This window comes from Lutispora saccharofermentans (assembly GCF_024363565.1).
Classification (GTDB): Bacteria; Bacillota; Clostridia; order Lutisporales; family Lutisporaceae; genus Lutispora; species Lutispora saccharofermentans.
Genome location: NZ_JAJEKE010000005.1, coordinates 114,665 through 128,407, shown reverse-complemented (window position 1 = coordinate 128,407; position 13,743 = coordinate 114,665). Strand labels below are relative to the sequence as shown.

12 protein-coding genes are annotated in these 13,743 nt (G+C 42.0%); all 12 read left to right on the top strand.

All coding sequences use genetic code 11. The features are described 5' to 3' along the window. The first annotated feature begins 94 nt into the window (after positions 1-94). The 12 genes from LJD61_RS07870 (at position 95) to LJD61_RS07815 (ending at position 13,707) form a co-directional block, all read left to right on the top strand. A complete protein-coding gene (locus LJD61_RS07870) occupies positions 95-1,450 on the top strand; it encodes a M20/M25/M40 family metallo-hydrolase (protein WP_255226987.1) in 1,356 nt (451 codons plus the stop codon). Between the two features lie 184 nt (positions 1,451-1,634). After that, positions 1,635-3,026 carry an AbgT family transporter gene (locus LJD61_RS07865; protein WP_255226986.1) on the top strand — a complete coding sequence of 464 codons (1,392 nt, stop codon included), beginning with the start codon at positions 1,635-1,637 and terminating at the stop codon, positions 3,024-3,026. A gap of 81 nt (positions 3,027-3,107) precedes the next feature. Next, a complete protein-coding gene (locus tag LJD61_RS07860) occupies positions 3,108-3,428 on the top strand; it encodes a hypothetical protein (RefSeq protein ID WP_255226985.1) in 321 nt (106 codons plus the stop codon). 151 nt (positions 3,429-3,579) lie between these two features. Further along, complete coding sequence (locus tag LJD61_RS07855) at positions 3,580-4,269, top strand: GntR family transcriptional regulator (protein WP_255226984.1); 690 nt, start codon at positions 3,580-3,582, stop codon at positions 4,267-4,269. 305 nt (positions 4,270-4,574) lie between these two features. Then, the gene (locus LJD61_RS07850; protein WP_255226983.1) at positions 4,575-6,179 is read left to right on the top strand and encodes an AbgT family transporter; all 1,605 of its coding nucleotides are present in this window, start codon (positions 4,575-4,577) and stop codon (positions 6,177-6,179) included. Positions 6,180-6,486: 307 nt separating this feature from the next. Next, on the top strand, positions 6,487-7,272 hold the full coding sequence (locus LJD61_RS07845) for an SDR family NAD(P)-dependent oxidoreductase (RefSeq protein WP_255226982.1): 786 nt from the start codon (positions 6,487-6,489) through the stop codon (positions 7,270-7,272). Positions 7,273-7,310: 38 nt separating this feature from the next. After that, positions 7,311-9,038 carry a M28 family metallopeptidase gene (locus LJD61_RS07840; protein ID WP_255226981.1) on the top strand — a complete coding sequence of 576 codons (1,728 nt, stop codon included), beginning with the start codon at positions 7,311-7,313 and terminating at the stop codon, positions 9,036-9,038. Continuing rightward, on the top strand, positions 9,035-10,051 hold the full coding sequence (locus tag LJD61_RS07835) for a ketopantoate reductase family protein (protein WP_255226980.1): 1,017 nt from the start codon (positions 9,035-9,037) through the stop codon (positions 10,049-10,051). Before LJD61_RS07840 ends, LJD61_RS07835 begins: the two co-directional genes overlap by 4 nt. A gap of 14 nt (positions 10,052-10,065) precedes the next feature. Continuing rightward, positions 10,066-11,253, top strand: a complete 1,188-nt coding sequence (locus LJD61_RS07830) for a M20 metallopeptidase family protein (protein WP_255226979.1) — start codon at positions 10,066-10,068, stop codon at positions 11,251-11,253. A 173-nt stretch (positions 11,254-11,426) separates the two neighbouring features. Beyond that, complete coding sequence (locus LJD61_RS07825) at positions 11,427-11,921, top strand: GNAT family N-acetyltransferase (RefSeq protein ID WP_255226978.1); 495 nt, start codon at positions 11,427-11,429, stop codon at positions 11,919-11,921. Positions 11,922-12,384: 463 nt separating this feature from the next. Next, positions 12,385-13,227: a MurR/RpiR family transcriptional regulator gene (locus tag LJD61_RS07820; protein WP_255226977.1), complete on the top strand. Its 843-nt coding sequence runs from the start codon at positions 12,385-12,387 to the stop codon at positions 13,225-13,227. Positions 13,228-13,404: 177 nt separating this feature from the next. Further along, complete coding sequence (locus tag LJD61_RS07815) at positions 13,405-13,707, top strand: hypothetical protein (protein ID WP_255226976.1); 303 nt, start codon at positions 13,405-13,407, stop codon at positions 13,705-13,707. Positions 13,708-13,743: the final 36 nt, after the last annotated feature.

The window sequence follows — 13,743 nt, the reverse complement described above, 5'->3', positions numbered from 1 at the left end:
GCCCAGCCTAGTAAAATATGGTAGACCTTGGCTTGCAAATGGAGTAATATAAAATTATTATACTGAACAAAAAATTAGATTTTAGGAGGATGCTATGTCGGATTCAAATATTGAAAAAAGCTTTGATCTAAACAGTGCTGTGCAGCATTTGGCTGATTCAATCAAAATAAAGACGATATCATATCCTGATCATGAGAAAATGGACTTCAAGCTGTTTGACGAATTTTTGCTGTTTCTTGAAAACACATACCCAAATATAAAAAAAGCCTGTAAAAAAGAGCTGGTAAACGGATATTGCCCCATATATATATGGGAGAGCCAGGGGAATAGCAATAAGCCGGTTTTATTGCTGGGCCATTACGATGTGGTTCCCATAGAAAAGGATTCAGAGGCCGATTGGGAGGAGGCTCCCTTTTCCGGAACCATAAAGGATGATCATATCTGGGGGCGGGGCTCGCTGGATGACAAGAATCAAGTCATAGCGGTAATGGAAGCGGTGGAGCATCTTATAAGCAATGGCTTTAAGCCTGAGAGAGATATTTATATGGTATTTGGATTTGATGAGGAAATAGGAGGAATGAGGGGAGCCGAAGAAGCAGCCAGGATCTTCAGAGAAAGAAATATTGAATTTGAATGCGTAATCGATGAAGGCGGCTGCATTATAACCGATATGCTGGAAGGCCTTACCGTACCCGCAGCCATAATCGGCATTGCCGAGAAGGGCTCGACCAATATCAAGATAACCGTTGAAGATAAGGGCGGCCACTCATCCATGCCTCCCGGAAGTACTGCGATCGGCACCATAGCCAGGATCATATCCAATGTGGAGAATAACCCTATGCCTGCCAGGCTCACCATGCCTGTGAAAGAAATGCTCAAGACGATGGCGCCTTATATGAAAGAGAAAAAATTTGTCTTAAAAAATATTGACCGTCTCTTTCCGATCATCAGTTCCATGCTCGCCAAGAGCCCTCTTACCAATGCTTTGATAAGGACCACCATAGCCTTTACGATGAACGGCGGCGGAGATGCTCCCAACGTACTGCCGCAAAAAGCATGGACTGTAGCCAACCTGAGGGTCCTTCAGGGCGACAGCGTAGATTCCACCTTGGAGCATATAAAAAAGGTCAATCCGGGTATCAATTTTCAGATAGAAAAGATGCTGGCTGAGGAACCCTCCGAGATATCTTCTATCGATTCGGAGCCCTACAAAATACTGGGCAGTATTATTAATGGGATATATCCGGAAGCCGTGATCGTGCCTTATCTAATGATCGGAGGAACTGATTCGAGGAAGTATCTGGGCTCATGCAAAAATATATATAGATTTTCAGCGGTAATATTGACCAAGAAGGATAATGCTTCTATACATTCCAGCAATGAAAGAATATCCATAATAAATTTTTCTAACATGATCTGCTTTTATATCAGGTTTTTATCACTGAACTAACCCGCTCTAAGACCCCCGCCTCTATAGGCGGCGGGTGCCAAGAGCGGCTAAGTCCAGTATGGACTCGACTAACATTCAGTGGGGGTTGAATCCCCCTCTGAATGAAGTCTCGTTCAATGAGGTATCAAAGCGAGTAATTGTAAAATTGCAGTTTGGTTCAATATTGTTTGGAGGGGATCAGAGTATGAACGAGAGAAATATAAGCAAAAAGACATTTGCGTCCGCTATATTGATTTTAGTGGTGCTTATACTTTTGTCAGGCTTGTTGACATGGATCATACCCACCGGGTCTTATGAGAGGGCCATAGTAGATGGAGAGCAAGTTATTGTTCCAGGCAGCTTTAAATTCACTGACCAGGAAAGACTGCCCGTATACAAATGGGCGGCAGCACCGGTTTCGGTTTTATGGACTTCAGACGGTGTATTGATTATTGCCATCATCATATTTTTGCTTGTGATCGGAGGAGCAATCCATGTGCTGAATGAAGCCCGGATATTGAGCACCATAATCACCAGTGTAGTGAAGAGATTTAAGGATAAAAAGTACGTGCTGATGGGGCTCATCGTTTTTATTTTTATGTGTCTTGGCGCTTTCATAGGTATTTTTGAAGAGATTGTTCCGCTGGTACCGCTTATGATAGCATTGGCTATAGAGCTTAAATGGGATGTGCTAACCGGCCTTGGCATGTCTTTGGTGGCCTGCGGCTTTGGCTTTTCTGCAGCTGTGACCAATCCCTTTACCATTGGGATCGCCCAGGAGATTTCCGGCGTGCCCATGTTTTCCGGGGCAGGGTACAGGCTATTAATTTTTTTCATAACCTACATAGTCCTGATGGCTTTTTTAATGCTTTATACAAAAAGAATAAAGCCTGAAGCTCAAAGCACAGTCGATTCCGGGGTCAGGGCGGAAGGAGCTCCCATAGATAACAGGAAAGGCGTGATTTGGTTTGCAGTGGTGACCTGCTTCATGGTATGTCTGGTGCTGCTGTCACCTGTAGTTCCTGCAATAAGTGCATACAACCTGCCTATAATCGCCTTGCTGTTTATTATTTCCGGAGTGGGAGGAGGCCTTCTTTCCGGCTTATCCCTTAGGGAAGTAGGGCAAAAATTTTTCAAAGGCGCATTGTTTATGTCTCCCGGCATCGTGCTGATACTCCTGGCATCGGGCGTCAAGCATATCATAGCCACAGGCGGCATAATGGACTCTATTTTGTACTATGCATCTGGCTGGATTGCATCCTCCACCAAGATAAACGCTGTATTGGGGATATACTTTCTGGTCCTCGTATTGAACTTTTTTATAGGCTCCGGCAGTGCCAAGGCCTTTATAGTGATGCCCATAATAGCTCCTCTTCTCGATATGATAGGCATCAGCCGCCAGCTGGGCATATTGGCCTTCCAGTTTGGGGACGGATTCAGCAACATAATGTACCCCACAAATGCCGTGCTGTTGATTTCCCTCGGTCTGGCCTCGGTGAGCTACCCCAAATGGTTCAAATGGATTTTTAAGATTCAATTGGTCATGGTGATCCTTTCAATAGGCTTGCTGTGGCTGGGGCTTAAGCTGAATTATTAGGTGACAATGGGATGTTTCTTTAGCTGCTATACTTGCTTTTTCTCAAAAACTTTGATATCTTATGAACAGGAGGCGATTGTATTGGCGGATGAATCCTTATTAGTCAAAATACTTGAAGAAATAAAACTGATGAGAAATGATATATCAGAGCTAAAGACTGATGTGTCAGAGCTTAAAATGGATGTGTCTGAGTTGAAAAGCGGACAGCAAGAGGATCACCAAATATTGAAAGCCTTAGAGCACAAGGCAGATGTTAATAAAGCAGAGCATGATAAAATGGCTATGGATATATCACAAATACAAGGCTATCAAAAAAATATAAGTGAAAGTATTGATGCTATAAAGGAGATTATTGGCAGACACGAAGTTGATATTACTGTTTTAAAGCGCAGACCTGTATAGATTAGGCATTACCCTTGATTTATTCAAGGGGTTTTTCTTTTTAGAGATTTAATCGATATTTTATATAGCATCTACTTGACGTAGGGCATTAAAAGATATATAGTTAAAACAAGTGGTCGACCGGTCGTCCACAAAGAGGAGGAAAAGAAAAATGGTAAAGGGGTTCCGTGATGCTCCCAACATCAGAGGAAATTTAAAAGAATTTGTTGTTAATTATATCCGAGAACAGATTTTTGAAAGCAGGGGGCTCCACCCCGGTGATCGGATAAATGAAAGAGAATTGTCCCGTACATTGGGCATCAGCAGGGCACCAATACGGGAAGCCTTAAAAGAATTGGAAGAGCAGGGCTTGATCAGTTCTATCCAATATAAAGGCTGGTTTGTAACAGACTACCACGAGGAAGGATTTTGGGAAATCACTAAGCTTCGAACTCTGCTGGAGTATAGCGTCCTTGAAAAGGTTATAGCTCTGGGAGGCCCGAGCGTCGAAGAATTAAATCATCTTGAATCGCTAAACAGGGATTTGCAGGAGATAGTGGATAACCCTGATTTGGGAGATAAGAAGTTGTTCAAGTTTTGCGAGAAGGAAATGGAGTTCCATATGTATTTATGTTCCCTGGCGAAGGATCACTGTTTCTGGACGCAGAAAATCCATAGGAACCTTTCCTATCAGATAAGATGTTCCTTTGAAGTATGCTTGCATCATGAGGGGCAGCTGAAGGATAGTGTCGTATCTCACGATGTGGTGATCCAATGCCTGAGAAGGAAAGATCTGGCGAGATTGCGCGAAGAGATGTTCCGAAAGCTTCAGAAGGAGAGCTTCACTTCTCCGGAAAGCTAGCACTAAAAGGCCAAAGGGCTAATAAAGTGCGGATGTTATTTAACAATATTAAAAAATAATCAGGTTGATAAAAGAGGCCCGGACCGCCTGGACAGCATTACCGAGCCTCTAAGGACAACACCTGATGGTATTGCGTATCTTTGATTATAGCACATTTTAAAAATGTATACAATTACCAAATTCAACTTTTCCTCCCCTTTATACCATCCACTAGAGAAAGCTGAAAAAGAAAGACATGTCTTACCTTCTCAAAAAAAATACATAGTTATCGTCCGTATATAGAATAACAACAAGGAGGCATAAAAATGGAAGAGAACAAACTAAACTGCACAAATAATAATCCAAAAGAAAAAAAGAGCAGAATTGAAAAGATCACTCATGCTATTGAAAAAGTTGGAAACAAGCTTCCTCACCCTTTCTGGTTATTCACCATATTAATTTTTGTAGTTCTCATATTATCCAAAATATTTTCGTCTATGGGGGTATCTGTTATGGCCACAGCGCTGGGATCGGACGGTGCACTGGTCCAGCAGGAAGTTGCCGTACAAAACCTTATGACTGCGGAAACCTTTAATAAATATATGGGGTCGCTGACAACGACCTATGTAAATTTTGCACCTCTTGGCCAGCTCATATTGATGGTTATGTCTGTAGGCTTTGCTGAAAAGGTCGGGTTTTTCTCTGCATTGATGAGAAAAATGGTTGTAGGCGCACCAATATCTACTTTAGTTTTCATTCTTGCATTAGTCGGAGTTAATTCGAGCATAGGCTTTGGTGCCGGAGTTGTTTTTTCTATGATGATTGGGGCAGCAATGTTCAAGGCGATTGGAATGCACCCATGGATTGGAATCATAATAGGCTATGCTTCTGCTAATGGCGGTTTCACGGCCAATTTCAGCGTTACCAGTGTGGATACGATGCTGTCCGCTATAACTACTCAAGTTGTTCAAACTAATGGGATTAACGCTCCAAGCCATCCTCTGATAAATTATTACTTCATTTTTGCATCGACAATAGTAATCACTCTGGCCACTGTTTTCGTAGCCAAAAAGTTTCTGATCCCCTATCTCTCAGATGATAGTACACAATTGAAAACAGATAGAAGCGAGTTGGACAAGCATAAAATCACTTCTGAAGAGGTCAGGGGTCTTAAATTTGCAGGAGTGGTCACACTCATATTTTTTGCAATCCTCCTTATTATGACCTTACCTAAGGGTGGAATCCTCCGCAATGCCGAAGGTGGTTTTATTCCTAATTCGCCCTTGTTGCAGCAGATTGTCACAATATTATTTTTCCTGTTTTTCGCTATTGGTATTGCTTATGGGAAAGGTACCGGTGCGATCAAAAAATTATCTGATATACCTGATATTATGCAAGGGTCTTTAGATGCAGCGATCACTTTCATGGTAGTGGCTTTGCCCGCATCTGTGTTTGTACAGCTCTTCAGCGATAGCAAAATGGCTACCGTTATGGCTGTAAACGGTGCAGAGATGCTGAAATCGATGAATATTTCCGGTATGCCGCTTTTCTTCCTGGTAACTTTATTCACTTTGTTTATGAATATGTTTATCACAAGCAATAGTGGTAAATGGGTCATGTTTGCACCTTTTTTAGTGCCTATGCTGGCAATGCTTAATATCAGCCCGGCCATGGCTCAAATTTTGTACCGCATAGGGGATTCCAGCGGCAACATTATTTCTCCTGTAGAGCTGAATGTTCCTATTGCACTGGGATTGCTGGAATCTTATAAAGTGCGAAAAACAGATAAAGCAGGTATAGGTTCATTGATATCTTTGTGCCTGCCCTTTACCGTAGCATTTTTAATCGCTTTCTATATCCTGGTTGCAATCTTTTACTATTTTGATTTGCCATTGGGCCCTGGAGCTAATATTTTCATAAACTATATATAACGCATTAAATATTTTACAGCAGTAAGCTTATATTAACTGATAAAAGAGTGCATCGTGAAGGGACTTAGAGTTTGTTAGCGAAGTATAGGAAAAGTTGCGTCAACTGTTTGAGCCAAAGCGAGTTTTGACGCAACCCTATGCAAGCTTACAAAGTCTTAGTCCCGGAGCTCTCGCAATCGTTATCAGTCAATATAAAAGCTATGTAACGTATTTATTGCAACTTATATAACATATTCATAGGATTAAAATGGTTATATAGAAGCTCTTCGTTGAAGAGATCCTGCAATAAGAGAGGAGAAACAAAATTATGATAAAAATAGATCTAACAAATAGGCTTGCTTTAGTGACCGGTGCCGCAGGAGGGCTTGGAAAGCAAATATGCACTGATCTGGCCCAATGCGGTGCTGATGTGGCTCTTGCGGTGAATAATTCGATTGCTGAAGCGGAGAAGATCGCTGAGGATATAAAGCAGATGGGGCGAAAAGCTGTTGTAGTGCATGGAAACATTGCATGCTCCAAAGCGGTAAAAAGGATGGTCAAGGAAGCTCTGGACTACTTCGGTCGTCCTGCGGATATTTTAGTTAACAACGCGGGCTATTATAAGGAGTATGGTAATATCACAGAGGTGACTGACGAAATAATTGATAGAACTATAGATACAAATCTTAAGGGCGCATTTTATATGTGCAGGGAGGCAGGTAAGGCTATGGCATCTTCCGGTATAAAAGGCCGCATAATAAATATTAGCTCAGGTGCAGGCCACAGCGGAAGAACAAATCATGCCCATTACTGCGCTTCCAAGGGAGGACTGCTTATGCTGACCAAAGCTGCCGCTCTTGATCTGGCGCCTATGGGAATAAACGTCAACTCAATATCCGTAGGTTTTGTAGATGTAGGGCGTTTTGATGATGGGGATTTGCTTGCTGTAAAAAGGGACATACTCCCTCGCATATTGCTGCGAAAGCCTGGTAAGCCCAGCGACATTTCCAACATGGTCTGCTACTTGGCGTCAGATTGCGCCGGATGGATCACAGGCAGCGATTTCCGTATAGACGGCGGTGAATCTGCCGGACGAGTCCCCTATGAATATTGATCACTATTTTTAGAAGCTACTAAAAAGGAGGTTTTCAAATGAAAGTTAAAGGGATGGAATCCAAGCTGCTCGCCGACGTTAATCCCAATCTCTTGATGAAGCATACTGAATATATTTCATCATTTGATAGAGAGTCCGGCAGCGACGGGGAATGGCAGGCAGCGAAATACTTTGAAGAAGTGATGACAGGCTATGGATTGGATGTTCAGATCAAGTCTATTGAGAATCTTATCAGTCTTCCCATATCTGCTGAAATTACATTGGGTGATGGGCGCAAGGTGCCCTGCATTACCCAAAGCTACGCAGCTTCTGCTAAACCGGGAGGATTGAAAGAAAAAGCAGTCTTTTATCCCGAATGCATGGATGTCAAAGGCAAGATTGCAGTGCTCAAAGGCTTGGCCTCTCCTGGGGCTTGCTATGATCTGGAACGCATGGGTGCTGTAGGGCTCATATTTATAAACGGCGGAGATTACCCGCACAACATGGCAATCAGCCCGATCTGGGGCATGCCTGTTCCCGAGTCTATAGACTTATTGGGGAAGATACCCGTCGTATCTGTAACCAAAAAGAACGGAGAGTTATTATTAAATTATCTTGAAAACGGTTCCAAAGAAGTTACGATCGAATCTGAGGTTCACACAGACTTTCGTCAAGTGCCTCTTTGCATAGCGAATTTAAAAGCCGCTGCCCCTACAAACCGATATGTTTTGTTTAACGGACATGTGGATTCTTGGCATAAGGGCGCAACTGACAATGCGACGGCAAATGCGGCCATATTGGAGATAGCCAGAGTTTTAAAGGATTATAGAGATCTGATTAATATCAATGTACGCTTTGTATGGTGGTCAGGGCACAGCAATGGGCGTTACAGCGGAAGCAACTGGTATGCTGATCACAACTGGGAGGATATTCACGAAAATGCTGTTTTGAACGTTAATATAGATGCTATCGGAGCTGCAGGGTCAACCAGCTATCGCTCCGTTGATTCATCTGCTCAATGCTTCCGCCTTGGATTTGAAGTAATAAAGGAGATGACCGGGCAAGAGCCGCGCTACTCAAGAATCCAGCGAAACGGCGATCAGTCGTTTTGGGGCCACGGGGTTCCTTCTCTCTTTCAGATCCTTTCACTTCAACCGGAATCTGCTCAGGGGAAAGACACTTTTGTCCCCGGACTGCCATGGTATTGGCATACAACAGAGGATAAATTTGAGTATGTCGGGAAAGAGGAATTGACCCTGGATACCAAGATATATCTGGCTTCGATTTGGCGTTTTATCAGTCAGCCTGTTTTGCCATTTTTCTTTACTGACATGGGTCAAGAAATATTGGCCAATCTGGATGATTGGCAGAAGACAGCCGGTCAAGCTTTTGATTTATCCCCTCTGAAGGAAAAAGCTATGGTATTAAACCGGATGTTCCATGACCTTGATAATGAGATCTCTCGAGTAAACGAAATGGAGAAGCTCTCTGAGGCTGATAAAGTGAATGCTTCAAACCTCAATGACTGCATTATGTCCTTGAACAGGATCATAATTCCGGTCCATTATTGCCGCAAAAGCCCCTTTGAAGCGGATCTTGCATTGTCAGCCAAGCCTTTTCCGGGGTTAACCGGCCTGGAAAAGCTTTCTGCTATGGACCATAACAGTATAGAGTTTAAAGCCTTAGAGCGCCAGCTTGTACGGGAAAGAAACCGAATTTACCACTATCTCAAAGAGACTATAGACTTGATTAAAAATTGGCAGGATAATAGGAGTAATATATCATGAAACACAACGTTATTTTCGGGGCCGGAGCTATAGGGGGCTCTATGGGTGCTTACCTTGCCCGCTCAGGGTTTGATGTTCTTTTTGTTGACCAGGCAAAGGAGCATGTTGATGCTATAAATCGCAATGGGCTGACTATTGAAGGCATTGACGGGGAGTTTACTGTATCCGCCGCCGCGGTGCTTCCATCGGAACTAAAGGGTCCATTGGATGTGGTTTTTTTAGCGGTAAAATCACAGCATACTGCTATGGCCATGGAAACCATAGCGCCGCTTTTAGCCGATGACGGATTTGTAGTCAGCCTCCAAAACGGTATCAATGAATATACTATTGCGGAATACGTAGGCGCTGACCGGACAATTGGTGCTTTTGTCAACTGGGCAGCAGATTATATAAGCCCGGGACGGATCAAGTTCGGCGGGAAGAGCAACTTCATCATAGGTGAATTGAATGGAATTTTGAGTCCGAGGCTGCTGACACTTCAGAAGGATCTTCAAGCCTTTCTTTCTGCTCAAGTTACAAATAATATCATGGGATATCTCTGGAGCAAGCAAATCAACATCAGCGTAATGTTCGCTACAGGCATGACGCCCCTGAGCATCACTGAAGGGCTTGAGTATCCTGATACTCAAGACGTATACACAGCTCTTGCTCTTGAAGCAATGCAAGTTCCGGAGGCTCTCGGAGTGGAGCTGGAGGCCTTCGATGATTTTGATCCCGGACTTTACAGGCAAAAACGTTACGGGGATGCCCTTAAAAAAACAGCCGACCATTATAGGTATATGCTTAAAAATCGAACCGGACTATATAGAGACCTTGCAATACGTAAAAGGTCATCGGAAATCGACGGTACTGTGGGGCATACTGTAATAAAGGGTGAAGAGCTTGGACTCTCCCTGCCATGCAATAAAAGAATGGTGGAGCTCGTTCATGAGATAGAAAAAGGGCATAGAAGCATGGGTATCGAAAATGTATTTGAGTTGAAAAAAAATTTAGGTTTGAAAAATCTGACTTAGAGGAGGTGTCCTGCTTGGCTTCAGAAGTTCTTCAAAAGTCGCTGGACTTGAAAGAGTATATTGTTCAGGCAAAGCGCAGGATTCACAGAGAACCTGAGTTAGAAATGCAAGAGTTCGCCACGACAGCATTTGTGAAGTCTGAATTGAATAATATGGGCGTGGAAATTGCACCCCTCAATCTAGAGGTAGGTGCAGTGGGAATCATAAAGGGGCAAAAAAAGGGGAAGGGCGTTGTGACAGCCCTTCGTGCAGACATGGATGCCCTGCCGATCCAGGAGATGACGGATGTAGCAGATAGGTCTATTGTCCCTGGAGTCATGCATGCTTGTGGGCATGATTGTCACACTGCTATGCTGCTGGGGGCAGCAAAATTGCTGATGTCCCTGAGAGAACATTTTTCAGGAACAGTGAAGCTCATATTTCAGCCGGCTGAAGAAAGCTTCAACGGTTCGGAATACATGATAAATAATGGGGTCCTGGAAAATCCTGCAGTAGATTATATTTTAGGGCTTCACGGAGATTCTTCTCACAAGGTTGGGGAGATAGCGCTGCGAGAAGGAATGTACATGGCTTCCTCTGATTTATTCACGGTTAAGATTACAGGAGTGAGCGGTCACGGAGCATACCCCCACAGCATCGGCTGTGATCCTATTCTGGCGGCTTCAAATTCTGCAATGGCCATTCAAAGCATCATCACCAGACAGATCGATGCTTTAGACAGCGTGGTAATTTCAATTTGCGAAATTCATGGAGGCACAGCGAAGAACATTATTCCGGAAACAGTTGAGTTCTCAGGAACTGTCAGATGTCAGAACAAGCATACAAGAAACACTATGGAAAAGCGGATCTATGATGTTATCCAGGGTGTTGCTTCAACATACAAGTGCAGAGCTGAATTGGATTATTATTATGGAGTTCCCCCTCTGGTCAATTCGCCGAAAGTTACGGAAATTGTCCGCAAAAGCGCAGAAAAAATCGTCGGACCAATGAAGGTCAAAGACATAGAAATTCCGGCGATGGGGTCCGAGGATTTTGCCAAGTATCTTGAGGTCGTACCGGCAGGAGTTTTTGCACGATTGGGAATAAGCTATTCTGACAGGAGCATTCCAATTTTTCATAACGATTGTTTTGTTTTCCCCGAAGAAGTGCTCCCTTATGGAACGGCTTTATTTGCTCAGTTTGTTCTTGATGTGAACCGGTGAGCATTAACTTTTCATAGCTTATATATTTAAGAAGCAAATAGTCTGAATGCCAGGCTATTTGCTTCTTTTTCATATTAATGTTCTATTTGCTGCCGATATATTGATATGATAATATAAAAAATAATAAAGCTGTACTCATACCACTTAAATTATTGATATTAGGAGGTATTGAAATGAAGAGCAGGATTTATTTAGAAAAATTCACATCGGATGAAGACTTTGAATATTATTTCAGCCTGGTTTCCAATGAAAAAGTGATGGCAATGGTTACTGAAAGAGCAATCCCTTTGGATGAAGCAAGAAGCAATTTCAAACTGCTGCTGGAAAAAAATAAAAGACACAAGGAGTTTGGAATCTTTAAGGTTTTTGAAACATCTACTAACAGCTTTATAGGTCTGGGAAAGATGGCAGTAGATAAGGATAAACCAGATGAAGCAGAACTGGGATATCTGTTGCTTCCTGAATTTTGGGGAAAGGGCTATGGAAGTGAGATTGCAAGGCTGTTATTGGAAAAGGCAAGAGAATCAAAAGTATTGCGCCGGATTACGGCAATAATAGACCCTAAGAATACAGCATCAAAAAAGATACTTTTAAATAACGGTTTTATATCAGAAAAAATATGCGAAATTGATGGTCTGCCGGGCGAAATATTTGGTAGGAATCTATAAAAAAGAAGGATTATCTTGGTAAAGTAGAGAGAACAAAACTCAAAGCATAAGCTAGTTGGTTGGCAATTATAACAAGATACAGTATGATACAAGTAAGGAAATATAATAATGCATTTGCAGAAGAAATATTATCAGATCTGGTTGAGAAAGGAATGGTGATATAGTAATCATATTTATGGCTGGTACAAGAGAAAACTTCTATAAATAGCTTAAACGATACATAAAATGAGTCACCGGTTTCAAACCGTCCCCCTGGTCGGGCCTTGGATCAATAGACACCATGCGAGACAAGGATAATGGAAATTAAGGAGCAACTCAGAATAGGAGTTGCTTTTTGTTTGTGAAAATTCAAATATATGAAAATAAATTATCAAATCATATAAAAAAATAAAAATATTTTACAAATTCTATTGACAACTCGAAGTTAGAAGTCTATTCTTATTATTAAAGGCAGGGGATAAATATGAAAAATAATATTTTTTCCATAATTGATGACAAATATGATAATTTATCCAAGACCCATAAAAAGATAGCTGATTTCGTTAAAGAGAACATACATATCATACCTTTTTTATCTATCAAGGAGCTGGGCGAAAAATCTGATGCCAGCATAGCCAGCATAACAAGATTTACAAGAGAGCTGGACTTTAACGGATATGCCGAGTTTCAGAAAAAGGTGAGCGAGCTGGTCCAAAAAGATGTAGTGCCGATGAAGGAAATAAAGAGCTCCATCCTATCAGAGGAAGACAACAGCACTTTGAAAAGGATCATTGACTTGAATATCGGCTGTCTCACTTCTCTCTATAATGATGAGCTGGAAAAAAACTTCAACGAATCTATTCCGATGATAAGCAGCAGCAGAAAGCTGTATATAGCAGCTTCAAGGTCTTCCTATAGCGTGGGCTACTATTTATACTTTATGCTGAAGGGCTTTATTGAGGATGTCGAGCTTTTAACAAATGGTACGAGCGATATTTCAAACAAGCTTTCTTATGTTCAGGACAAAGATTGCTTAATATCCATAAGCTATGCCAGATATACAAAATCAACCTTCGATATTACCTCTTACTTTCATGATAAAGGATGCAATATAATCGCGATAACCGACAGCTACACTTCTCCTATTGCATTAAAAGCCTCAAAAGTTCTTTTAGCCAAAAACACTATCGGCACATATTCCTTTGTAAGTGCCATGACCATAGCAAATTCACTGGTTACCGTATTAGGAAAGGTAAATAAGGAAGATACACTGAGAAGATTGGAAAAACAAGATGCCATAGCTTTAGAAAGCGGAATCTATTTGTGATATAACCCACTCTGGTATATGAATAAGCAAAGGAACTAAAAAATATAAGTTGAACCCCACATCCAAACAAATATTAAAAAGTTCCTTAATTTATTATACCCAAAAATAGGATATATTTCAATAAATTTTTGGGCGTAATATTTGCTTAGGTGATTTGCCGGAGAGGTTGCTTTCCTCATGGTAAGCACATTTATAGGTGTATTTGGCATTTCCGGTGCCGGTGTTGCACAGGCAAAAATGACCCATGAGCTGTTTCTGCCGTTAGTGCAAAGCATGAATATAGATATGAGCATCTGGGCTCTGGTAGTTCTGGTTTCCTGTCAGGTTACTTTCTTCGTGACCCCAACAGTCGATATGGTCGGACAGATGGGTCTTGCAAGGTCAAAGGACATCAAAGCCATGCTGAAGAACGGGTGGGTGCTCACTGTCATCACCTTCGCATATGTGCTGATCAGGTCAATATTATACACTATGTCTTAAAACGGCTTGAATTTTATATAAACTATATGAAGTTGG

What these genes read in the sequence shown, in the direction of transcription:
- LJD61_RS07870 (WP_255226987.1), top strand. Translation starts at nt 95, where the DNA reads ATGTCGGATTCAAATATTGAAAAAAGCTTTGATCTAAACAGTGCTGTG.
- LJD61_RS07865 (WP_255226986.1), top strand. Translation starts at nt 1,635, where the DNA reads ATGAACGAGAGAAATATAAGCAAAAAGACATTTGCGTCCGCTATATTG.
- LJD61_RS07855 (WP_255226984.1), top strand. Translation starts at nt 3,580, where the DNA reads ATGGTAAAGGGGTTCCGTGATGCTCCCAACATCAGAGGAAATTTAAAA.
- LJD61_RS07850 (WP_255226983.1), top strand. Translation starts at nt 4,575, where the DNA reads ATGGAAGAGAACAAACTAAACTGCACAAATAATAATCCAAAAGAAAAA.
- LJD61_RS07845 (WP_255226982.1), top strand. Translation starts at nt 6,487, where the DNA reads ATGATAAAAATAGATCTAACAAATAGGCTTGCTTTAGTGACCGGTGCC.
- LJD61_RS07840 (WP_255226981.1), top strand. Translation starts at nt 7,311, where the DNA reads ATGAAAGTTAAAGGGATGGAATCCAAGCTGCTCGCCGACGTTAATCCC.
- LJD61_RS07835 (WP_255226980.1), top strand. Translation starts at nt 9,035, where the DNA reads ATGAAACACAACGTTATTTTCGGGGCCGGAGCTATAGGGGGCTCTATG.
- LJD61_RS07825 (WP_255226978.1), top strand. Translation starts at nt 11,427, where the DNA reads ATGAAGAGCAGGATTTATTTAGAAAAATTCACATCGGATGAAGACTTT.
- LJD61_RS07820 (WP_255226977.1), top strand. Translation starts at nt 12,385, where the DNA reads ATGAAAAATAATATTTTTTCCATAATTGATGACAAATATGATAATTTA.
- LJD61_RS07815 (WP_255226976.1), top strand. Translation starts at nt 13,405, where the DNA reads ATGGTAAGCACATTTATAGGTGTATTTGGCATTTCCGGTGCCGGTGTT.